Genomic DNA, 21,632 nt, shown 5'->3' on the forward strand with positions numbered 1-21,632 from the left:
GCAAAGGGGAATAGAGAGTGCAGAAGAACAGACGTTGGACCCGCGTGCGCGCGGGTCTCGCGGCAGGGTTCGCAGCGACGTTGCTGCTGGGAACTGCTGCGGCGGCGGCCGTCGTGCCCGCCCAGGCCGAGGGAGAGTCATTCGTCATCGCGACGGACACGACGTTCGCCCCGTTCGAGTTCCGTGATCCTTCCACGGGCGACCTCGTCGGCATCGACATGGACCTGATGAATACCATCGCGGAGGAGGAGGGCTTCAGCGTCGACATTCGGTCGCTCGGCTTCCAGGCCGCGCTCTCCGCGGTGCAGTCGGGTCAGGCCGACGGGGTCATCGCCGGCATGTCGATCACCGACGAGCGCAAGGAGATCTTCGACTTCTCAGAACCGTACTTCGAGTCCGGCGTGCAGATGGCGGTCGCCGCGAACGACGATTCGATCACCGGATACGAGGACCTCGCGGGCGAGACGGTCGTCGCGAAGTCGGGTTCGGAGGGACTCGCGGAGGCCGAGAAACTCGCAGAGGAGTACGGGTTCACGGTCAAGGCGCTCGACCAGTCCGCGACCATGTACGAGTCGGTGAAGAACCAATCCGCGGTGGCGGTCTTCGACGACTACCCCGTGCTCGCCTACGGCATCGATCAGGGCAACGGATTGAAGGTCGTCACGGAGAAGATTCCGGGCGGCGAATACGGCTTCGCGGTGGCGAAGGGGCAGAACTCCGAGCTCCTCGCCGCCTTCAACGATGGGCTGGCGAAGCTCAAGGCCGACGGCACCTACGACGAGATTCTCAACACCTATCTCGGTGACTCGGAAGCGAAGAGCGCCAACGGCAACATCTTCGAGCTGGTCGGCCAGAGCTGGCCGGCTCTCTCGAAGGGGTTGTGGAACACCGTATCGATCACCGTGGTCTCGTTCGTGATCGCCCTGGTGCTCGGGTTCGTATTCGGGTTCATGAAGATCTCCTCGTCCCGCATCGTGCGCGGAATCGCGACGGTGTACGTCTCCATCTTCCGGGGCACTCCGATCCTGGTGTGGGCATTCCTCTTCTACTTCGGTCTGCCGCAGCTCACCGGCGCTCCCGGCAATGTCTTCCTCGCGGGCGTCGCGACACTCGCGCTGAACGCCGGGGCGTATCTCACCGAGATCGTCCGCGGCGGTCTCCAGTCGGTCGATCCGGGGCAGATGGAAGCCGCTCGATCATTGGGTCTCGGGTGGGGCCGGTCGATGCAGCGCGTCGTGATGCCGCAGGCGGTCAAGATCTCGATGCCGTCCATCATCAATCAGCTCGTGATCACGCTGAAGGACTCCTCGTTGCTGCTGACCATCGGCTTCGCCGAGCTCCTCTACCAGGCGCAGCAGATCTACGCGGCGAACTTCCGTACGACCGAGATGCTCATCATCGTCGGTGTGATGTACTTCATCGTCATCACGCTGCTGACCTGGCTCGCGAACATCGTTGATAAGAAGGTGAACAAGTGACCGAGAACACGGCATCGCAGACGGCCACTCCCGCGATCGAGGTCGCGGGCCTGCGCAAGTCTTTCGGCAGCAACGAGGTGCTCAACGGCATCGACCTGGTGGTCGCGGAGGGCGAGGTCGTCTCCGTGATCGGCCCGTCGGGATCGGGCAAGTCGACGCTCCTGCGCTGCCTCAACCGCCTGGAAGAGCCGAGCGGGGGATCCGTCATCGTCAGCGGCATGGAGCTGACGTCTGCGCAGGCCGATATCAATGTCGTCCGGCAGAACATCGGCATGGTGTTCCAGCACTTCAATCTGTTCCCCAACATGACGGTGCTCGAGAACATCATGCTCGCGCCGGTGGACCTCAAGAAGAAGTCGAAGAGCGAGGCTCGGGCGGCCGCCCTCGCGCTGCTGGAGCGCGTGGGTCTGTCCGAGAAAGCGGACGCGCGGCCCGCGTCGCTGTCGGGCGGGCAGAAGCAGCGCGTTGCGATCGCTCGTGCGCTCGCCATGGAGCCCAAGATCATGCTGTTCGACGAGGCGACGTCGGCGCTTGACCCTGAGATGGTGGGGGAGGTGCTCCAGGTGATCCGCGATCTCGCCGCGTCGGGGATGACCATGGTGCTCGTCACCCACGAAATGGGTTTCGCTCGCGAGGTGTGCGATCGCGTGGTCTTCATGGACGAGGGCACCGTCATCGAAGAGGGTGCTCCGGATCAGGTCTTCGGAAGCCCCAGTCATGCCCGTACGCAGGAGTTCCTGTCGAAGGTCTTGTGACGGTGTTTCGGTGCACATCCTGAAACTTCGCTGAACTTGAGTCAGCCCGGCTCAAGTTCAGTGAGATTTCAGGAATACAGCGGCTATGCTCTCAGTTGTTCCCAGTACGACGATCGGAAAACGGTCGGCGTTCCCGCAGCGACACCCTGTCGACGAGCGGGTATGGTGGAAAGCACGACTCGGGTTGTGCACGTGGAGGAGGGTTCACATGGTGCTCATGCGTCAAGAGATCGGCGATGTACTGCGTGACTTCCGGTTGCAGAAGGGTCGCACGCTGCGGCAGGTCGCCGGGGAGGCGAGCGTTGCGCTCGGGTACCTGAGCGAGGTCGAGCGCGGCCAGAAGGAAGCATCGAGTGAGATCCTCGCAGCAGTCGCTGACGCACTGGACACTCCGCTCTCGGTCATCATGGGCGAGGTGAGCGAGCGTCTGTCGGTCGTCGAAGGCCTGTCGCTTCCGATGGCTCATCGGGTTCCGGACACGGTCCCGGCGGAACTGGTGTCGGGGTTCACGCCCGAGCTGGTCTCGTAAGCGTCTCCCGACTTGCGCCGTTTGATCGGCATGACAGCGCCCGACCGGTTCCGGTTCGGGCGCTTCGCCGTTCTGTCGGCGATGATACGAAATGAGTATGAGCGATGCGGTTGAGTGAGTTTCGGCGCGCATGCGTCTCGGAGTTCGGTGAGGATTACGCGCCTGTGCTCCTGCGCGATCACTGGCTCGCGCCTCTGGCCGGTACGGCGAACGACGCCATCGAGCGCGGTGTGGCGCCGCGCCAGGTCTGGGAGGCGCTCTGCGTCGATCTCGGGGTGCCGGTCGCTCGGCGTCACGGCCGCGGTCTTCCCGACCCGCGCGACTGACGGGAGCAGGTCCCTCGGCCGCGCCGCGCCCGAGGGGATCTGCGCGAACACGCCGCAGCGATATTCGAAACTGTGTTCGAATGGTGTTATCTTCGTCTACAGGTGGTGCAGCGCTCGATCCATCCACAGTTCAGTACCTCCGGCCATGAATGTCGGAGGCTGATTCTAGGGTGAACAGTGCACGACCACCGATGCCTTGTCTGCCCCGACCGGGGTCGAGACAGTATGCAGGCAGCACACCCAGCGGCACGCCGCGCACGTGATGAGGAGCAAGACCATGGCAGCACCGAAAGACCGCGAAAAGGCACTCGAAGCCGCACTCGCGCAGATCGACCGGAACTTCGGCAAGGGCGCGATCATGCGCATGGGCAGCCAGGAGCGCGCTCCCGTCGAAGTGATTCCGACCGGCTCCGTCGCGTTGGACGTCGCGCTGGGCATCGGTGGCCTTCCCCGTGGTCGCATCATCGAGATCTACGGCCCGGAATCCTCGGGGAAGACGACGCTCACGCTGCACGCGATCGCGAATGCGCAGCGCGCCGGCGGTATCGCCGCCTTCGTCGACGCCGAGCACGCGCTCGATCCCGATTATGCGCAGAAGCTGGGTGTCGACATCGACGCGTTGCTCGTCGCCCAGCCCGACACGGGTGAGCAGGCTCTGGAGATCGCCGACATGCTGATTCGTTCCGGCTCCGTCGATCTCGTCGTCATCGATTCCGTTGCGGCGCTGGTGCCGAAGGCGGAGATCGAAGGAGAGATGGGCGACAGCCACGTCGGACTCCAGGCGCGCCTCATGTCTCAGGCGTTGCGCAAGATCACGGGGAGCCTGAACTCCACCAAGACGACCGCCATCTTCATCAACCAGCTGCGTGAGAAGATCGGGGTCTTCTTCGGGAGCCCGGAGACGACCTCCGGTGGAAAGGCGTTGAAGTTCTACGCGTCAGTGCGACTCGATATCCGTCGCATTCAGACGTTGAAGGACGGCACCGACGCGGTCGGAAACCGGACCCGTGTGAAGGTCGTCAAGAACAAGATGGCGCCGCCCTTCAAGCAGGCGGAGTTCGACATCCTCTACGGCATCGGCATCTCGCGCGAGGGGTCGCTCATCGATTACGGCGTGGAGCAGGGACTGATCAAGAAGAGCGGCGCCTGGTTCACCTACGACGGCGACCAGCTCGGCCAGGGCATGGAGAATGCCCGCCGATTCCTGATCAATCATCCGGATGTGGCGCTCGAGATCGAAGAGAAGATTCTGACGAAGCTCGGCGTCAACGGTCGGAAGGAAGCGGAGCCCGAAGGGGCCGCCGAGACTGCACCGGCGAAATCTGGTGCGGCAGCGAAGGCTGCGGCGCCTGCGACCAAGACAGCGACTGCGGTCGAGCCCGAGAAGCGCGCGAGCGCCTGATATGGCCGTCCGGTTCCTCCCTCCGCCCGAAGAAGGTTCTGCGTCGCGGTCGGAGGACCGGGGCGACCTGGCCGAGGTCATCCAGCTCCGCTCTCAATTGGGTCGCCGCGGTCCGGGCGCCGATTCAGGGAGTGACGAACGCACTGAAGCGAACGATCGCGATGGCGTGAACCCTGTCGAAGGCGAACCGCGTGAAGCGACGCGCGAGGAGTTGGCGAGGCTCATCGACTCCGGCATCGCCTCAGTGATCGATAGCGGTGTGCGTCCGGTCGTGCATGCGAACTTCGCCGACCACGCTTCCGGCTCCCGCGCTGGGAGCGACGTCGTCGAGCAAGCCGAGACCGGAGCACCGGATGCTGCAGCGGAGGACGCTGCTGCGACCGAAGACGATGCGGCGGCGGCTGAGCGCTCGGTGCACGAAGACGGTGTGCGTCTGCTCGCGCGTCGAGCCCGCTCGAGCGGTGAACTCCGAGAGGAGCTCGCGCGGCTCGACCACGGAGCCGACGACATCGAAGGGGTCATCGAGGAGTTCACCGCCGGGCTGTACCTCGACGACCTCGGTCTCGCGCGTGCACTGACGGAGAAGCTCCGCGAGTCGAAACGGGCGAGTCGGTCGCAGATCCGAGTGAAGCTGAGGTCGCGCAAGCTCCCCGACGACGTGATCGAAGCCGCCCTCGGCGAACTCGACTCCGATGAAGAGTTCGAGCTGCTGCGGCAGACCGCACGGGAGCGCGCGGCGAAGCTCGGCGGGCTCGAACGCCATGTGGCGGAACGCCGGCTGCTCGGCTTCCTCGCCCGCCGCGGTTGGTCGGGCGAGCCCGCCACTCGTGCAGTGAAAGACGCCCTCGACGGGGCGGCCAAGGGTCCCCGAGGGCCCCGCGGCGGTTCCGGCGTGCGATTCCAGTAGTGGAAGCATTGCAGCGCGAGGGCCGCCGCGGCGCGTGACGCGCAGACGCGGTGGCGCCGCGCACCATCGCGCGTTGATCACGGCGCTCATCGATAGACTGAATTCATGAGTCTCACTGCTGTCGAACCCACTGAGATCGCGCTCTCGCCCGCTGCGATGCGGCACGACGGGACGCCGCGCAGCTACTCCATCCGCACACTCGGATGCCAGATGAACGTGCACGATTCGGAACGGCTCTCCGGCTCATTGGAAGCCGCCGGCTACATCGCAGCGGAGGCGCCGGAGTCTGCTGACGTCATCGTCATCAACACGTGCGCCGTGCGCGAGAACGCCGCGAACAAGCTCTACGGCAACCTCGGATACCTCGCCGGTGTGAAACGAGAGCGAGACGGAATGCAGATCGCCGTCGGCGGCTGCCTCGCGCAGAAGGACCAGGGCGCCATCGTCGAGAAGGCGCCCTGGGTCGACGTCGTATTCGGCACGCACAACATGGGGTCGCTCCCGGCCCTCCTCGAACGGGCCAGACACAACGCTGAAGCTCAGATCGAGATCCTCGAATCGCTCGAAGTCTTCCCGTCGACCCTGCCCACGAAACGCGATTCCGCTTCCAGCGGCTGGGTCTCCATTTCGGTCGGCTGCAACAACACCTGCACCTTCTGCATCGTGCCGTCCCTCCGCGGCAAGGAGAAGGACCGTCGCCCGGGCGACATCCTCGCCGAAGTGCAGGCGCTCGTCGACGACGGCGCGATCGAAGTCACGCTCCTCGGGCAGAACGTCAACACATACGGCGTCGAGTTCGGCGACCGTCAGGCGTTCGGCAAACTGCTGCGCGCCATGGGAGGAGTGGAGGGGCTCGAGCGCGTGCGCTTCACGAGCCCGCACCCGGCGGCGTTCACCGAAGACGTCATCGCTGCAATGGCAGAGACGCCGAACGTCATGCCCGTGCTGCACATGCCGCTGCAGTCCGGTTCCGACGCCGTGCTGAAGGCGATGCGCCGTTCGTACCGGTCGAAGAAGTTCCTCGGCATCCTCGACGCCGTGCGCGAGCGCATCCCGAACGCCGCGATCACGACCGACATCATCGTCGGGTTCCCGGGTGAGACCGACGCAGACTTCGAAGACACGCTTCGCGTCGTCGAGGAGTCGAGATTCGCGAGCGCATTCACATTCCAGTACTCCATCCGGCCCGGCACGCCGGCAGCCGAGATGGATGGTCAGCTGCCGAAGGCAGTCGTGCAAGAGCGCTACGAGCGCCTCCAAGCGCTGCAGGAGCGCATCTCACTGGAAGAGAACCAGGCGCAGATCGGGCGTACGGTCGAGGTGCTCGTCTCAGCGGGCGAGGGGAAGAAGGATGCCGCCACGCGGCGGTTCTCCGGACGCAGCGAGGACAATCGGCTGGTGCACTTCGCCGTGCCAGAAGGCGGTGCCGAGCCTCGGCCCGGCGACGTCGTCACGGTCGCCGTCACCGCCGCCGCCCCGCACTTCCTCATCGCCGACTCGGCGCTCGCCCTCGACCGTGCGCCCCTCTTCGCAGTGCGACGCACGAGAGCCGGTGACGCATGGGACCGAAGGCAGGCCGAGAGCTGCGGCGTGCCGGCAACCCCAGCAGCAGCGGACACCGCCCCGCGCGTCGTGAGTCTCGGACTCCCGGCGATCCGGCCCCGATGACCGCTGACCGCGGAACCCCGGCCCAGCGCGAGCGCGTGACCGCCCGCGCACGCTCGTCAACGCTCGAGCAGCGCCCCCCGAAGCTCTGGGCCGTCGTCGGAGCGACGGGCACCGGCAAATCAGAGCTGTCGCTCGATCTCGCGCAGCGGTTGGCCGAAAGCGGACGCGCGGCTGAGATCGTGAACGCCGACGCCATGCAGGTGTACCGGGGCATGGACATCGGCACGGCCAAAGTGCCGGAGCGCGAGCGCCGAGGAGTACCGCACCACCTCATCGACGTGCTCGCACCGAGGGAGGAGGCCACCGTCGCGTGGTACCAGGCCGAGGCGCGAGCCGCGATCCGGCGGATTCACGCGCGAGACGCCGACGCGATCCTGGTCGGGGGATCCGGTCTCTACGTATCGAGCGTGCTGTTCGACTTCCAATTCCCCCCGCGCGACGACGCGCTCCGCGCAGAGCTCGAAGCAGCAGCGGAACGCGACGGCGTCGATGCGCTGCTCGAACGGTTGCGCGCCCTGGACGCCCAGACCGCCGCGGCCGTCGACGCACGCAATCCCCGGCGGGTCGTGCGTGCACTCGAGGTGGCGCTTCTGGGCGGCGACGCGCAGGTGACGCTGCCGACGGAGCCCCGGCTCTGGCAGGGCGATGAGACCGGCGGAACCCGCATCCTCGGCGTGCAGGTCGACCGCACCACTCTGGTGCAGCGACTCGATCGACGTGTCGAGCAGATGTGGAGCGCCGGTCTCCTCGACGAGGTGCGCGCCCTGATACCGAAGGGGATCGGCGACGGCCCGACAGCGTCCCGCGCGATCGGCTACGCGCAGGCGCTCGGGCATCTCGACGGTCGCCTCACGCAGGTCGAGGCGATCGAGGAGACGCGGGTGCTGACCCGTCGATACGCTCGGCGACAGGTGAGCTGGTTCAAACGGTACGCCGAGGTCGAATGGCTGAATCCCGGGGAGATGCCCGCGTAAACTGGGCGTATGACGACGCTCGCGTTCTCCAAGGGCCATGGCACGGGCAACGACTTCGTGCTGTTCTCCGACCCCGACGGTGAGCGCACCCTGACTCCCGAGCAGATCCGCTTCCTCTGCGACCGCCGGTTCGGCGTCGGCGCCGACGGCGTGATCCGTGCGGTGCGTTCGCGATCCATCCCAGAGGGGGCCGCGTGCCTCGCGGAGGAGCCCGACGCCGAGTGGTTCATGGACTATTGGAACGCCGACGGAACCCCCGCCGAGATGTGCGGCAACGGCGCGCGCGTATACGCGCACTACCTGATCACCCAGGGGCTCGTCTCGCCCGAGCGGCGCGACACGCTGCCGATCGGCACGCGCGCCGGGGTGAAGGATGTGCTCGCGGGCGTCGCCGGCTACACGGTCGACCTGGGGCGCTGGCGACTCGCCGGCGAGCGCCTCGTCGCAGCGCAGGGACTCGACGTCGCGCGCCCGGGGCTCGGGATCAACCTCGGCAATCCGCACGTCGTGGCGGCTCTGGCGGATCCGGCGGAGCTCGACGGGCTCGACCTGCATCGGGAGCCCGCCCTCGAACCGGTCGCCGAGGGCGGGGCGAACGTCGAGTTCGTCGTTCCGGAGGACCCGCTCATCAAAGACGGAGTCGCTCGCATCCGCATGCGCGTGCACGAGCGCGGTTCGGGGGAGACGCTGTCGTGCGGCACGGGCACGGCTGCTGCCGCGCTCGCCTTCCGCCACTGGGGCGGCGAGGGGATGCCGAACCACTGGAGAGTCGATGTTCCCGGCGGGCGCCTCGCGGTGCGCATGTTCCCGACGGAGGAGGGCGAGCACGTTTCGCTCAACGGACCCGCTGAGCTCGTGTACTCGGGCGAGATCGAACTCCCCGACGCCTGATCCGGCGCAGGAGCGACTACGCGCGCCGCGCGCGGATGATGTGGAACCCCTTGTCGCGCGCAGGGCGATCGACGTCGAGGTCGGTGAACTCCGACGCGATCCAGCGTTGCAGGGAGTCGGCGCCGAGGTGCTTCGCCACGACCAGGTGCGCGACGCCCCCGTCGGCCAACCGCGGGAGCCATCGGCGCAGGATCCCGTGCAGCGACTCTTTCCCGACGCGGATCGGGGGGTTCGAGCGGATCTCCCCGAAACGCACGTCCTCGGGCACCTCATCGGGGGAGGCAACCCGAAGATGGCGGAGGCCGAGGCGATCCGCATTCATGCGCGTCAGCTCGCGCGAGCGCTCGTTCACATCGATGGCCCAGACCTCGCGCTCCGGCTGGTCGAGAGCGGCGTCGAGCGCGATCGCGCCCCAGCCGCACCCCAGGTCGAGGAGCGGACCGGAAGAAACGGCGCCGAGCGCGTCGCGTTCGGGGAGCTCTCGCAGCAGGATCGCAGTGCCGCGGTCCAGCTGCTCCGGGCTGAAGACCCCTCCGGCCGTCACGACCGTGCGAGGTGCGCCCCCGAGCGCGACCTCGATCTCGCGGGGTCGCAGTTCGCCGTCGGGGGATTCGGAGAAGTAGTGCTGGGTCACGCCTCCCAGTATCCCAGGCCGACGCCGACGGCGATTCCGAGCGCGCACTGCGCCCAGGGCGAACGGCCGACGCGCCCGGGCGCACCCCACGTACACTGGAAGCCAGATGATGAAACGTAACGCAGATGATGCAGTGCTCGCAGACGAGAACGCCGTCGTGAGCGACGCCCCGGCGACCGGAGCCGCTGCGCACGCTGATCCCCTCGACCGCGTGCTCGCGCGCGCGGCCGGAGCCGGATCGGCCACCGTGATCCGCGACCTCACCAGCGGAGCGCAGGCGCTCGGCGACGCCGACCACGATCGTCTCGAGGGAGGCTTCGACGCGATCCGGATGGAGCGCGAGGACCGCGCGTCCCTCAAGCGCGTCGTCGGGCTCTCCACGGAGCTCGAGGACGTGACCGAGGTCGAGTACCGTCAGCTGCGGCTCGAGAACGTCGTGCTGATCGGCGTGTACTCCCAGCGGACTGCGGAAGACGCGGAGAACTCGCTCCGCGAACTCTCGGCGCTCGCGGAGACGGCGGGCGCCCGCGTGCTCGACGGGCTGCTCCAGCGCCGCGCGCACCCCGACCCTGCGACATACCTCGGAAAGGGCAAAGCGCAAGAGCTCGCCGAGCTGGTGGCGGCCGTGGGGGCCGATACCGTGATCGCCGACACCGAACTGGCCCCGAGTCAGCGCCGCGCGCTCGAGGACGTCGTGAAGGTGAAGGTGATCGACCGCACGGCCGTCATCCTCGACATCTTCAGCCAGCACGCGAAGAGCCGCGAGGGCAAGGCCCAGGTCGAGCTCGCCCAGCTCCAGTACCTGCTGCCGCGATTGCGCGGGTGGGGCGAGTCGATGTCGCGCCAGGCGGGCGGCCAGGTGGGATCCGCAGGGGCTGGGATGGGGTCGCGAGGCCCCGGCGAGACCAAGATGGAGCTCGATCGACGCAAGATCCACACCCGCATGTCGAAGCTGCGCAAGCAGATCGCCGGCTTCGCTCCGGCGCGAGAGGCGAAGCGCGCGAATCGCAAGCGCGGCGAGGTGCCGTCGGTCGCGATCGCCGGGTACACGAATGCGGGCAAATCGAGTCTGCTGAACCGGTTGACCGGCACGCAGGAACTCGTGCAGAACCAGCTGTTCGCGACGCTCGACACCGCCATCAGGCATGGCGAGACGGATGACGGCCGCCGCTTCACGTACGCCGACACGGTCGGCTTCGTGCGCAACCTGCCGCACCAGCTCGTCGAGGCGTTCCGCTCTACGTTCGAGGAGGTCGGCGAGGCCTCGGTGATCCTGCACGTCGTCGACGGTTCGCACCCCGACCCTGAGGCGCAGCTGCGCACCGTGCGAGACGTGATCTCCGAGGTCGACGCGCAAGGCATCACCGAACTCGTCGCCTTCAACAAGGCCGACTTGCTCGACGAATCGCAGCGGCTCGTGCTGCACGGCCTCGTTCCCGATGCGGTATTCGTGTCTGCGCGCACCGGCGAGGGCATCGAAGAGCTCAAGCGGCGCATCGATGCTGCGCTGCCGGTGCCGGAACGCGAGATCACCGTCGTGGTTCCCTACGATCGCGGGGAGCTCGTGGCCGAATTGCACGAGCGCAATCGGGTGCTCGAGACGGAGTACGTCGAGACGGGCACGCGAGTGCGCGCGTACGTGACCGCGGAAATGGCATCGAAGCTGGAGCAATACGTTCCATAAGCCCACCTTGGGTTCGGGTAACAAGGAGCAACATCGCTCGTCGTTCGGGCGTCAGCTGGATACCTTGGGGGAGTTCCACGGGGAGCAGCAGCAGCTGCGATCCTTGAGTTCCCACGAAAAGGACGGCTATGACCGCAACGACGCACCTGCCTACCGCGACGATCCTCGGATACCCCCGGCTCGGACGCCGCCGCGAGCTGAAGCGGGCGATCGAGTCCTTCTGGAAGGGGCACACCGACGAAGCGGCGCTCCAGGAGACGGCAGGCGAACTGCGCGCCGCGACGCGCGCACGCCTCGTCGAGCTGGGGCTCCCGGCCGAGGGCGGCGCAGTACCGGAGAGCTTCAGCTTCTACGATCAGGTGCTCGACGCGACCCTCGCCCTCGGCGCGATTCCTCAGCGATTCGCCGATATCGCGGGCAGCGACCTCATCACGTACTTCGCGCTCGCGCGGGGTGACCGAGACCATCAGCCGCTCGAGATGACGAAGTGGTTCGACACGAACTACCACTACAGCGTTCCCGAGATCGATGAGACCACCCCGCTCGCGGCGAACCCGGCGCAGCTCGTCGCGCAGCTGGCGGAGGCTGCGGAGCAGGGCATCGAGTCGCGCCCGGTGATCGTCGGCCCCGTCACCTATCTGCTGCTCGCGAAGGCTTCGGACGGCGCCGGCGAAGGCTTCCGCCCGATCGATCGTCTCGACGAGGTCGTCGGGGTCTATGCCGAACTGCTCGCGGCGCTGAACGAGGCGGGCGCCGGCTGGGTGCAGCTCGACGAACCCGCGCTCGTGTCGGATTCTCTTCCGGTGCCCCGATCCGAAACGATCGCGCTCGTGGAGCGGGCGTACTCGATCCTGGGCGGCGCCGCCGCACGACCGAGCATCCTGCTCACGGCGCCCTACGGCGACGCGGCGGACGCGCTCGCGCGACTCGGGTCGCTCCCGGTCGAGGCCGTGCACGCAGACCTCGTGCGCGGCAGCCTGCCAGAAGCCGACCTCGCATCGGGTGCGCTCACGTCCGCGTTCGCCGAGACGCAGCTCGTCGCGGGTGTCGTCGATGGGCGCAACATCTGGAAGACGGATCTGCGCGCAGCATTCGGCGCACTGGAGCGACTCCAGCGTGCCGGCATCGACGTCGTCGCCTGCACGTCGAACAGCCTGCAGCACGTGCCGCACGACGTGCGCGATGAGACCCGGCTCGACGTCGAACTCGCCTCCTGGCTCGCCTTCGCAGACCAGAAGATCGAGCAGGTCGTCATTCTCGCTCGGGGGCTCGCCGACGGGGGCGCGGCGATCGAAGCGGAGCTCGCAGCGGTCGACGCGATCCTCGCTGCGCGAGCGCAGGCCTCAGGTGTACGGGTCGATGGGGTACGGGGCCGCGTCGACGCCGTCACCGTCGCGGATCGGGAGCGCGATCACGAGGGTGAGCGCCGCGCTGCGCAGCAGGGGCTCGGCATTCCCGAGCTCGCGACCACCACCATCGGGTCGTTCCCGCAGACGGTCGAGATCCGCAAGGCTCGAGCCGCGTTCGGCAGGGGGGAGATCGGCCAGGAGGAGTACGACGGCTTCCTGCGCGATGAGATCGCACGCGTGATCCGCTTGCAGGAGGAGATCGGTCTCGACGTTCTCGTGCACGGCGAGGCCGAGCGCAATGACATGGTGCAGTACTTCGCGGAGCTGCTCGACGGGTTCGCAGTCACGGAGCACGGCTGGGTGCAGTCGTACGGCACCCGCGCCACGCGCCCGTCCATCCTGTGGGGCGATGTATCCCGGCCGGCGCCGATGACGGTCTCCTGGTCGGCGTACGCGCAGTCGCTGACCGACCGACCGGTCAAGGGCATGCTCACGGGTCCCGTCACGATCCTCGCATGGTCGTTCGTGCGCGATGATCAGCCCCTCGCGGACACGGCGTCGCAGGTGGCGCTCGCGCTGCGCGACGAGATCGACGATCTGGTCGATGCCGGGATCCGCATCGTGCAGGTCGATGAGCCGGCACTGCGCGAGCTGCTGCCGCTCGATGCGGACCGTCAGGCGGCGTATCTCGACTGGTCGGTGGGAGCGTTCCGTCTCGCGACGAGTGGAGCCGCGGCCGATGTGCAGATCCACACTCACCTCTGCTATTCGGAGTTCGGGGAGATCATCGACGCGGTCGACGGGCTCGACGCCGACGTCACGAGCATCGAGGCGGCTCGCAGCCGGATGGACGTCGTGGAGCCGCTGGGGGAGCACGGGTACTCTCGCGGGATCGGGCCCGGCGTCTACGACATCCACTCGCCGCGGGTGCCGAGCGTCGCTGAGCAGCAGGAGCTGATCCGTATCGCGGCCGCGCGCATTCCCGGCGAGCAGCTCTGGGTGAACCCGGACTGCGGGCTGAAGACGCGCGGTTACGAAGAGACCGTGGCGAGCCTGACGAACCTGGTTCACGCGGCTCGCGCGGTGCGCGCGGGCGCGTGAGCGCGTCGGGCGGGATCGAGGCGGAGGCAGCGCGGCACGTCGCTCCCGCCTCTGGCTGGATCGCCGACGAGCTTCCGACGGAAGCGGTGGGAAGCCTGCCGCGACCGGCGAGCCTGCAGCGGGCGGTGCTCGACGCCGAAACCGGGCTGATCGATTCCGAGGAACTGCTGCGCGAACAGGACCGCGCGGTGCGCGATACCCTCGACCGCTTCGCGGAGACCGGTTCGCCCCTCGTGGGCGACGGCGAGCAGCGCCGTCAGAGTTTCGCCAGCTACCCGCTCGGCACGTCGTTCGACGACGGCGACGTGAGGGCAGGCCCGGTGTTCGCGGTGTTCGCCGACGGGCATCATCGCGTGATCCCCAGTCTCGCGCGCGGCCCGTTCCGGTTCCGATCCTGGGCCGCGGACGACGTCGCCGCGGCGCGGCCCCTGACGCACCTGCCGCTGAAGCAAGCGGTGATCTCACCGTCGATGCTGTCGTTGATGGTGCCGCCCGACGGTCTCGGCGAGTACTCGCGGGAACAGTTCCTCGAAGACGTGGTCAGCGGCTGCGTCGAAGACATCCGTCGGAGCTTCGCCGCGGGCGCGTCGCGCATCACCATCGACTTCACGGAGGGGAGACTCGCCCTGCGACGGGATCTTCGTGCCCCGTGGGCGGGACCGGAAGCGCTCGGAGGCTTCATCGATCTCATCAACCGAGTGCTCGCCGACCTCGCTCCCGAACAGCGCGGCGCCGTGGGCGTGCACACCTGCCCGGGCAACGATCACGATTCCGCCCATAGTGCCGACGTCGACTACGCCGCTCTCATTCCCGAACTGTTCCAGATCGAAGCGGGGTACTTCCTCATCCAGGCTGCGAGCGAGAAGGATCCTGATCGCGTGGCGCGCCTGGTCGGCCGTCAGCTGCGGCAGCGCTCGCGCGCGGCGGGGACGGTGCCGCGGGTTCTCATCGGCGTCACCGATCCGATGAATCCGAAACTCGAGACGGCAGCCGAGGTGCGCGACCAGCTGGTGCGGGCGTCCCGCTTCATTCCCGCCGAGTTGCTCGGCTCGACCGATGACTGCGGGTTCTCGCCGTATCTCATCGATGAGAAGCCCAAGCACGGCACGCCTGACTTCGCCCGTGAGGTCGCGTTCGCCAAGATCGCGGCGCGAGTGCGCGGCACCGAGCTCGCGCAGCAGGAGTTCTCCGGCGCCGAATCTGCTCCGGCGTCGTATGCCGGATTCGGTCGCACCGGCGTTGCGGCCGCGCGTCCCGCGCACCGTTCCGCAGACGCCGCACCCGGCGTGGAGCGGCAGGAGGGGCGCCGGTGAACTCGTTCCTGCTTCCGAGTCGTGGTGCAGCTCGCGCGCGATTCTCGTTCGAAGTGTTTCCCGCGCGTTCAGGAGCGGCTGCGCTCGCGCTCGGTCACGCCGTGCAGCACCTCTCCGCCGCGGATCCCGATTTCATCTCGGTGACGTACGGGGCGAACGGGTCGAACCGTGATGCGTCGCTCGACCTCGTGACCTACTTGCGCGATCACACGAGTGCGCTGCCGCTCGCCCACCTCACGACGGTGGGGGAGCAGCGCGAGGCGGTGAGCGCTGCGATACACGCGATCATGGATGCGGGAGTGCACGACTTCCTGGCGCTGCGCGGGGATCCACCGCGCGGGTTGACGGAGAGCGACGCGGAGGTCTCGGAGTCGTTGAGCTCGCTCGAACTCGTGCGGTTGATCTCAGAGGCCCGAGCGGAGCGACCGGCGCTGACCAGCGTCGGTCGTACCGCGGTCGCGGCCTACCCGAACGGCCACCCGCTCTCCCGCTCACGGGCAGAGGATATCGATTGGCTCGTCGCGAAGCAGGAGAGCGGTGCTGATCTCGCGATCACGCAGCTCTTCTTCCGCGCAGACGATTACCTGTCGTTCGTCGAGGACGCACGCGCGGCTGGACTTCGCATTCCCGTGCTTCCCGGCCTCATGCCCGTCGCGACGAGTGCGCAGCTGCGCAAGGTCGCATCGCTCGCCGGGCAGCCGGCCCCGATCGAACTCGCGCGTGAACTGGACGCAGAGGGCGGCTACGCACCCGAACTCGGCGTCGAGCACACCGTCGCCTTGGCGCGAGAGCTGCTCGCGGGAGGGGCCCCGTCCGTGCATCTCTACACGTTCAATCGGCACGAGCAGGTGCTCGCCGTGCTCCGAGAGCTGGGTCTGCTGACTCCGAACCCGGTCGACTAGGCCCTCACCGTCACGCGGATCGAGCGCCGCCCGGTCCGGTCCCTGTCTCGGTGGGCGGCAGGCCCGCAAGTGCTTGAGGATACGAGCCCGCGGTGCGCTCCGCGAGGTGCAGCAATGCCGCGGGCACGGTTCTGCCGGACGCCAGCATCGTTCGCGCCCAGAGGCGACCAGCGCGGTACGAGGACCTCACGAGCGGGCCGGCAAGCACGCCGGAGAAGCCGAGCGACTCCGCTTCGTCGTGCAGGTCGACGAATTCCTCTGGCGGCACCCAACGAGCGATCGGGTGATGCCGTGCCGAGGGGCGGAGGTACTGGGTCAGGGTGAGGATCTCGCACCCTGCGGCTCTGAGTTCGGTCATCGCCTCGGAGATCTCCGCACGCGTTTCGCCCATTCCGAGGATGAGGTTCGATTTGGTCACCATTCCCGCATGGTGCGCCCTCGTGATGACCCCCAGTGAGCGTTCGTATCGGAAGCCGGGCCGAATGCGGCGGAAGATGCGGGGCACGGTTTCGAGATTGTGGGCGAACACCTGCGGAGCCGCCTCGAACACCTGCTCGAGATCCTCGGGCCGGCCGCCGAGATCGTCGACGAGCACCTCGACGCCTGCGCCGGGATTCATGGCGCGCACCTGCCGAATGGTCTCAGCGAAGAGCCAAGCGCCGGTGTCGGGCAGGTCATCGCGTGTCACGCCGGTGATGGTGGCGTACCTCAGGCCCATGGTGCGTGCCGATTCTGCGACCCGGCGCGGCTCGTCGCGGTCGAGCGGGAGCGGCTTTCCGCTCGTGATCATGCAGAAGTCGCACCTCCGGGTGCAGATCGAACCTCCGATGAGAAACGTTGCTTCGCGATCCTCCCAACACTCGAAGACGTTGGGGCAGCCGGCCTCCTGGCAGACCGTGTGGAGCCCTTCGCCTGCGACCAGGTCGCGCACCTGGCGGTACTCCGGGCCGAGCCGGGCGCGCGTCTTGATCCACTCCGGTTTCCGCTCGATCGGAGTCTCGGCGTTGCGGGCCTCGACGCGGAGGAGCGGTCGGCCCTCCGGCTCGGGGCGCGTGCCGGTCGAAGGCAGGCGACGCGCGCTCATGCGGTGAACTCCGCGATCACATGGGCGAGGTGCACCTGGAGGTCGGGTGCCACGATCTCGGGCGGGATTCTCCGACCGGCGAGTGCGCTCAGCGTGGTCACGCCGGCGTCTGGAATCCCGCATGGCACGATCTGGGAGAACGGCTCGAGGTCGTTGCAGCAGTTGATCGCAATTCCATGGGTGATGATGCCGGCGCGGGCGTGCAAGCCGATCTGTGCGAGCTTCGTCGGCGGACGATCAGGATGGGGCACCCATACTCCCGAGCGGCCTTCCACGCGTGTGCCCGATACGCCGAATGCGGCCACGGTGTCGATGATCGCCGTCTCGAGGGCGCGTACGAAGTCGACGACGCCGGCGCCGGACCGCAGCCGGACGACCGGATAGCACACCAGTTGGCCCGGACCGTGCCAGGTGACTCGTCCGCCCCGGTCGACGGCGACGACGGGACTGCCGTCCGACGGGTACTCATCCGGCTCGGCGCGGCGACCGGCGGTGTACACCGGCGGGTGCTCGAGCAAGAGGACCGTTCCGCGGTCGAGGCCCTGCTCGATGCGGTCGACCGCCTCGGCCTGGAGCTCGAGTCCGCGCTCGTACGGCACGCAATCAGGGTGGAATCCGAGCGCGAGCATCGGCGTTCGAGAACGGGTGGATGGAATCGGCATCGACGCAGTGGCCATGCGATCACTGTAGATGGACTCGGTTCAACAAAGCAACCGCCGCAGCGAGCGAAGGGCTGCGGGTGGGTGCCAGCACTCGCGCGTCGGTGTCCAGCGGTGCTGCGCCGCGGCGACGCCGCGCCCTGCGATCAGACCGAGCGGAAGACCGCGACCACGCGCCCGAGTACTTCCGCGTGATCGCCCAGGATCGGCTCGAACGCGCTGTTGCGAGGCAGGAGCCAGGTGTGCCCGTCTCGGCGGCGGAACACCTTCACCGTTGCCTCTCCATCGAGCATCGCTGCGACGATGTCTCCGTTCTCGGCTTCGCGCTGCTGTCGGATCACCACGAAATCCCCATCGCAGATCGCTGCGTCGATCATCGAATCGCCGACGACGCGCAGCATGAAGAGCTGTCCGTCGCCGACGAGAGCGCGGGGGAGCGGCACGATCTCCTCGACCTGCTGCTCCGCAGTGATCGGCACGCCGGCCGCGATCTGACCGACGAGCGGAACGTACGCCGCCTCTTCGGGGCGCTGCGCGGGGGCGTCGTCGATCGCCGACGAGGTCGAGGCGAGCTCGACCAGGATCTCCAGGGCTCTCGGCCGGTTGGGGTCGCGGCGGATGTAGCCGCCCAGCTCGAGCCTGCTGAGCTGATGCGTGACGCTCGAGAGCGAGGAGAGCCCCACCGCGTCGCCGATCTCTCGCATGCTCGGCGGATACCCCCGGCTCTCCACTGAACGCGCGATGCACTCGAGGATCGCCTGCTGCTTCTCGCTCAGCGGCTTCGTGGATCGGGGCGCGGCTGCGTCGCTCATCGCTGTCCTTTCTGGCCCCAGGGGGCGATGCGGATGGGGCGCGATCCATGAATGTCGGTGGGTGCTGATTCAGTGATCCCGTTGACCGAAACCCTAGCCGCAGCATTCGAAGACCGACAAACATATGTTCGAGTGTCGCGGAAAAAGAGCGAAACGTATCTTCGAAAAGACGCTTGCGGTTTCGATTCATCGAATATATATTCGAAACAGATGTTCGCATGGGCTCCACGCCCGCGTCATCGCAAGACTAAGGAGAAGTCATCATGAGCGCATCTGCTGTTCTGGGCCGGGAATCACGAGAGTCGACCGAAGCTTCGGGCTCGCTCCGCCTGACCCGGCGCGGGCGCATCGTGTTCGGTGGATTCGCCACGGTGCTCGTCGCCGGTCTTCTCGCTCTCATGGCGGCACTCGCGGCTCCGGAGGCGATGGCCGCGGCTGAGGGGCCGAACGGCGAGCAGTTCGATTACGTCGTGGTGCAGCCGGGCAGCTCGCTCTGGTCGCTGGCGACTGATCTCGACCCGACGGCCGACCCTCGCGATGTCATCACTGAGATTGTGCAGTTGAACCAGCTGGACGGTTCATCGCTGCAGGCGGGTGATGCGATCGCCGTTCCGCTGCGGTACTCAGATCATCCGCGCGTGGTGTCGGGCGACGAACTCGGGGCTTGACCGACTGATCGTCGGGGGGCTCACCGGCTTTAGACTGGTCGGGTGACTAGCTTGAGCGACCTCCCTCTTCGTGACAATCTCGTCGGCCAGGAGCCCTACGGCGCCCCGCAAGACGCGGTGCCGGTGAGCCTGAACGTCAACGAGAACACGCATCCCATTCCCGAGCACGTCGCCATCGACATCGTTCAGTCACTCGCTCGAGCGGTAACCGGTGTGAACCGATACCCTGACCGCGAGTTCACGGAGCTTCGGAGCTCCCTCGCGGGGTACCTCGGCCACGGCCTCAGCGTGGAACAGCTATGGGCGGCGAACGGATCGAACGAAGTGCTGCAGCAGGTGCTGCAGGCATTCGCCGGTCCGGGGCGGTCACTGCTGAGCTTCACGCCGACGTATTCGATGTACCCGCTGCTCGCCTCCGGAACCGATACCGAATGGATCGCTGTCGAGCGTCCCGCAGATTACGCGCTCACGCCGGAGGGCGTCGCCGAAGCGCTGCGCGAGCACCAGCCGGACGTCGCGATCCTCTGCGGTCCGAACAATCCGACGGGCACGTCGCTCGATCGTGAGGTGATCCTCGCCGCTTACGATGCGTTCGACGGCATGCTCGTCGTCGACGAGGCGTATCACGAGTTCGACACCGAGCGTGAGAGCGCGGTGTCGCTGCTCCCCGGACGCCACCGGCTCCTCGTATCGCGGACCATGAGCAAAGCGTTCGCGTTCGCGGGCGTGCGTCTCGGATACCTCGCCGCCGACGCGGCAGTGGTCGACGCCCTGCGGCTCGTGCGCCTGCCGTATCACCTGTCAGCGCTCACCCAGGCGGCCGCGACAGCTGCGATTCGTCACGCCGACGCGATGCTCGCCACGGTGGCCGACATCAGTGCGCAACGCGATCGTCTCGCGGACGCCCTCACCGCCCTTGGATACGTCGTGCACCCGTCGGGAGCCAACTTTCTGCTCGTCGGCGGGTTCACCGACCCGTCGGCCACGTTCGAAGCGCTGCGCGCACGCGGCATCCTCATCCGCAATCTCAGCATTCCAGGCCACCTGCGCATCACCGCAGGCACGGAGGCCGAGACGAGTGCGGTGATCGAGGCGATCACGGCACTCGGGCCGGGCGGCGCCTGATCGATCCCGGCGTACCGTCGGTTCCTGGGGAACGCAGATAGACTGACAACCATGACTGCAGCACCGCGCACCGCCTCGCTCGAGCGATCCACGAGCGAGTCGCAGATCAGTGTCAGCGTCGATCTCGACGGCTCGGGGTCTTCGCAGATCGAGACCGGGGTTCCGTTCTTCGATCACATGCTCACGGCGTTCGCCCGCCACTCGCTCACAGACCTGACGGTGAACGCGGTCGGCGATGTGCACATCGATGTCCACCACACCGTCGAAGACACCGGGATTCTGCTGGGCCAGACCATTCTCGAAGCGCTCGGCGATAAAGCCGGGATCTCGCGTTACGGCGACGCACTGGTCCCACTGGATGAGGCGCTCGCACAGGCGGTCGTCGACATCTCCGGTCGGCCGTACCTCGTGCACTCGGGAGAGCCTGCCGGGTTCGAGTTCCATCTCATCGGCGGTCACTTCACGGGTTCGATGGTGCGGCACTTCTTCGAGGCCCTGACGCTGAACGCACGGCTGACCGTGCATCTCGAGTTGCGCGCCGGCCGTGACCCGCACCACATCGCAGAGGCCGAGTTCAAGGCATTCGCCCGAGCTTTCCGCGAGGCGAAGTCGCTCGATCCGCTCGTCTCGGGTGTGCCGTCGACGAAGGGCGCGCTGTGAGCGCTCCCTCCGACGCGCCGCGCAAGACGGTGGCGGTGCTCGACTACGGGTCTGGCAATGTGCACTCGGCGGTGAAGGCGCTCGTCCACGCGGGAGCCGACGTCGAGCTGACGCGCGACCCGGGCGCCGTCATGGCAGCAGACGGACTCCTGGTCCCCGGCGTCGGTGCGTTCGACGCCGTGATGCGACAGCTGCGCGCCGTCCGCGGAGACGAGCTCATCGACCGTCGGCTCGCAGGAGGCCTGCCGGTACTCGGAATCTGCGTCGGGGAGCAGGTCATGTTCTCGCACGGCATCGAGCGCGGAATCGAAACCGAGGGACTCGGTCAGTGGCCGGGAACCGTGCGTCAGATCAACGCGCCAGTGCTCCCGCACATGGGGTGGAACACCGTCGACGTGCCTCAGGGATCGAGACTCTTCGCCGGTCTCGAAGCCGAGCGCTTTTACTTCGTGCACAGCAATGCCGCGACTGAATGGTCCATCGAAGGGCGCACCCCGGCCACCCGCCCCCTGGTCACCTGGGCCGAGCACGGCGAGCGGTTCATCGCAGCGGTGGAGAACGGTCCGCTGAGTGCGACGCAGTTCCACCCGGAGAAGTCGGGGGACGCTGGCATCCGGCTGCTGCGCAACTGGATCGACACTCTGTAAGTCCATCGAGACCGACCTCACGCGGCCGGATCCCCACTCGCTCGGGCCGCAGCTGGTGCGGCCC

General features: G+C 67.4%; 21 protein-coding genes. 17 read left to right on the forward strand and 4 right to left on the reverse strand.

The genetic code is table 11. The features are described 5' to 3' along the window. Positions 1 to 17: 17 nt before the first annotated feature. From WFH23_RS02610 to dapF, 9 genes are all read left to right on the forward strand, one after another. The gene (locus WFH23_RS02610) at positions 18 to 1,478 is read left to right on the forward strand and encodes an amino acid ABC transporter substrate-binding protein/permease (RefSeq protein ID WP_336661486.1); all 1,461 of its coding nucleotides are present in this window, start codon (positions 18 to 20) and stop codon (positions 1,476 to 1,478) included. After that, positions 1,475 to 2,233 (forward strand): ATP-binding cassette domain-containing protein, encoded by a 759-nt coding sequence (locus tag WFH23_RS02615; protein WP_090147856.1) that lies wholly within the window; start codon positions 1,475 to 1,477, stop codon positions 2,231 to 2,233. Before WFH23_RS02610 ends, WFH23_RS02615 begins: the two co-directional genes overlap by 4 nt. Before the next feature lie 208 nt (positions 2,234 to 2,441). Next, the gene (locus tag WFH23_RS02620; protein ID WP_010156636.1) at positions 2,442 to 2,762 is read left to right on the forward strand and encodes a helix-turn-helix domain-containing protein; all 321 of its coding nucleotides are present in this window, start codon (positions 2,442 to 2,444) and stop codon (positions 2,760 to 2,762) included. 104 nt (positions 2,763 to 2,866) lie between these two features. Next, on the forward strand, positions 2,867 to 3,088 hold the full coding sequence (locus WFH23_RS02625; protein WP_090147858.1) for a DUF3046 domain-containing protein: 222 nt from the start codon (positions 2,867 to 2,869) through the stop codon (positions 3,086 to 3,088). Positions 3,089 to 3,365: 277 nt separating this feature from the next. Beyond that, positions 3,366 to 4,490: a recombinase RecA gene (recA, locus tag WFH23_RS02630; protein ID WP_090147861.1), complete on the forward strand. Its 1,125-nt coding sequence runs from the start codon at positions 3,366 to 3,368 to the stop codon at positions 4,488 to 4,490. 166 nt (positions 4,491 to 4,656) lie between these two features. Continuing rightward, entirely contained in the window at positions 4,657 to 5,397 is a 741-nt protein-coding gene (locus tag WFH23_RS02635; protein ID WP_336661487.1) for a regulatory protein RecX, read from the forward strand. A 105-nt stretch (positions 5,398 to 5,502) separates the two neighbouring features. Further along, positions 5,503 to 7,065: a tRNA (N6-isopentenyl adenosine(37)-C2)-methylthiotransferase MiaB gene (miaB, locus tag WFH23_RS02640; protein ID WP_336661488.1), complete on the forward strand. Its 1,563-nt coding sequence runs from the start codon at positions 5,503 to 5,505 to the stop codon at positions 7,063 to 7,065. Next, complete coding sequence (miaA, locus tag WFH23_RS02645; RefSeq protein WP_336661489.1) at positions 7,062 to 8,039, forward strand: tRNA (adenosine(37)-N6)-dimethylallyltransferase MiaA; 978 nt, start codon at positions 7,062 to 7,064, stop codon at positions 8,037 to 8,039. The genes miaB and miaA overlap by 4 nt, the downstream gene beginning before the upstream one ends. Positions 8,040 to 8,048: 9 nt before the next feature. Continuing rightward, the gene (gene dapF / locus WFH23_RS02650; RefSeq protein WP_336661490.1) at positions 8,049 to 8,930 is read left to right on the forward strand and encodes a diaminopimelate epimerase; all 882 of its coding nucleotides are present in this window, start codon (positions 8,049 to 8,051) and stop codon (positions 8,928 to 8,930) included. A 16-nt stretch (positions 8,931 to 8,946) separates the two neighbouring features. On the opposite strand, the gene WFH23_RS02655 is transcribed toward dapF, so the two are convergent. Beyond that, positions 8,947 to 9,564 (reverse strand): class I SAM-dependent methyltransferase, encoded by a 618-nt coding sequence (locus tag WFH23_RS02655; RefSeq protein ID WP_336661491.1) that lies wholly within the window; start codon positions 9,562 to 9,564, stop codon positions 8,947 to 8,949. Positions 9,565 to 9,670: 106 nt separating this feature from the next. On the opposite strand from WFH23_RS02655, the gene hflX reads away from it, so the two are divergent. The 4 genes from hflX to WFH23_RS02675 all read left to right on the forward strand — a co-directional run bounded on the left by hflX (position 9,671) and on the right by WFH23_RS02675 (position 15,913). Then, positions 9,671 to 11,248, forward strand: coding sequence for a GTPase HflX (gene hflX / locus WFH23_RS02660; protein ID WP_336661492.1), 1,578 nt, complete (start codon positions 9,671 to 9,673; stop codon positions 11,246 to 11,248). A 128-nt stretch (positions 11,249 to 11,376) separates the two neighbouring features. Beyond that, positions 11,377 to 13,698: a 5-methyltetrahydropteroyltriglutamate--homocysteine S-methyltransferase gene (gene metE, locus WFH23_RS02665; RefSeq protein ID WP_336661493.1), complete on the forward strand. Its 2,322-nt coding sequence runs from the start codon at positions 11,377 to 11,379 to the stop codon at positions 13,696 to 13,698. Next, on the forward strand, positions 13,695 to 15,011 hold the full coding sequence (locus tag WFH23_RS02670) for a hypothetical protein (protein ID WP_336661494.1): 1,317 nt from the start codon (positions 13,695 to 13,697) through the stop codon (positions 15,009 to 15,011). Before metE ends, WFH23_RS02670 begins: the two co-directional genes overlap by 4 nt. Next, positions 15,008 to 15,913 (forward strand): methylenetetrahydrofolate reductase, encoded by a 906-nt coding sequence (locus WFH23_RS02675; protein WP_200329465.1) that lies wholly within the window; start codon positions 15,008 to 15,010, stop codon positions 15,911 to 15,913. Before WFH23_RS02670 ends, WFH23_RS02675 begins: the two co-directional genes overlap by 4 nt. Before the next feature lie 10 nt (positions 15,914 to 15,923). On the opposite strand, the gene lipA is transcribed toward WFH23_RS02675, so the two are convergent. The 3 genes from lipA to lexA all read right to left on the reverse strand — a co-directional run bounded on the left by lipA (position 15,924) and on the right by lexA (position 18,489). Beyond that, on the reverse strand, positions 15,924 to 16,997 hold the full coding sequence (gene lipA, locus WFH23_RS02680; protein WP_336661495.1) for a lipoyl synthase: 1,074 nt from the start codon (positions 16,995 to 16,997) through the stop codon (positions 15,924 to 15,926). Continuing rightward, positions 16,994 to 17,674: a lipoyl(octanoyl) transferase LipB gene (gene lipB / locus WFH23_RS02685; RefSeq protein WP_336661496.1), complete on the reverse strand. Its 681-nt coding sequence runs from the start codon at positions 17,672 to 17,674 to the stop codon at positions 16,994 to 16,996. The genes lipA and lipB overlap by 4 nt, the downstream gene beginning before the upstream one ends. A gap of 128 nt (positions 17,675 to 17,802) precedes the next feature. After that, positions 17,803 to 18,489 (reverse strand): transcriptional repressor LexA, encoded by a 687-nt coding sequence (lexA, locus tag WFH23_RS02690; RefSeq protein ID WP_370567934.1) that lies wholly within the window; start codon positions 18,487 to 18,489, stop codon positions 17,803 to 17,805. Between the two features lie 242 nt (positions 18,490 to 18,731). Here lexA and WFH23_RS02695 point away from each other — a divergent pair, with 242 nt between their 5' ends. The 4 genes from WFH23_RS02695 to hisH are packed head-to-tail and all read left to right on the forward strand — an operon-like array spanning position 18,732 to position 21,568. Then, positions 18,732 to 19,136 (forward strand): LysM peptidoglycan-binding domain-containing protein, encoded by a 405-nt coding sequence (locus tag WFH23_RS02695; protein WP_090147888.1) that lies wholly within the window; start codon positions 18,732 to 18,734, stop codon positions 19,134 to 19,136. 42 nt (positions 19,137 to 19,178) lie between these two features. Then, positions 19,179 to 20,261 carry a histidinol-phosphate transaminase gene (locus WFH23_RS02700; protein WP_336661497.1) on the forward strand — a complete coding sequence of 361 codons (1,083 nt, stop codon included), beginning with the start codon at positions 19,179 to 19,181 and terminating at the stop codon, positions 20,259 to 20,261. Between the two features lie 51 nt (positions 20,262 to 20,312). Further along, the gene (gene hisB / locus WFH23_RS02705; RefSeq protein ID WP_090147893.1) at positions 20,313 to 20,921 is read left to right on the forward strand and encodes an imidazoleglycerol-phosphate dehydratase HisB; all 609 of its coding nucleotides are present in this window, start codon (positions 20,313 to 20,315) and stop codon (positions 20,919 to 20,921) included. After that, on the forward strand, positions 20,918 to 21,568 hold the full coding sequence (hisH, locus tag WFH23_RS02710) for an imidazole glycerol phosphate synthase subunit HisH (RefSeq protein WP_090147896.1): 651 nt from the start codon (positions 20,918 to 20,920) through the stop codon (positions 21,566 to 21,568). Before hisB ends, hisH begins: the two co-directional genes overlap by 4 nt. Positions 21,569 to 21,632: the final 64 nt, after the last annotated feature.

The organism is Leucobacter sp. USHLN154 (assembly GCF_037145595.1).
Classification (GTDB): domain Bacteria; phylum Actinomycetota; class Actinomycetes; order Actinomycetales; family Microbacteriaceae; genus Leucobacter; species Leucobacter alluvii.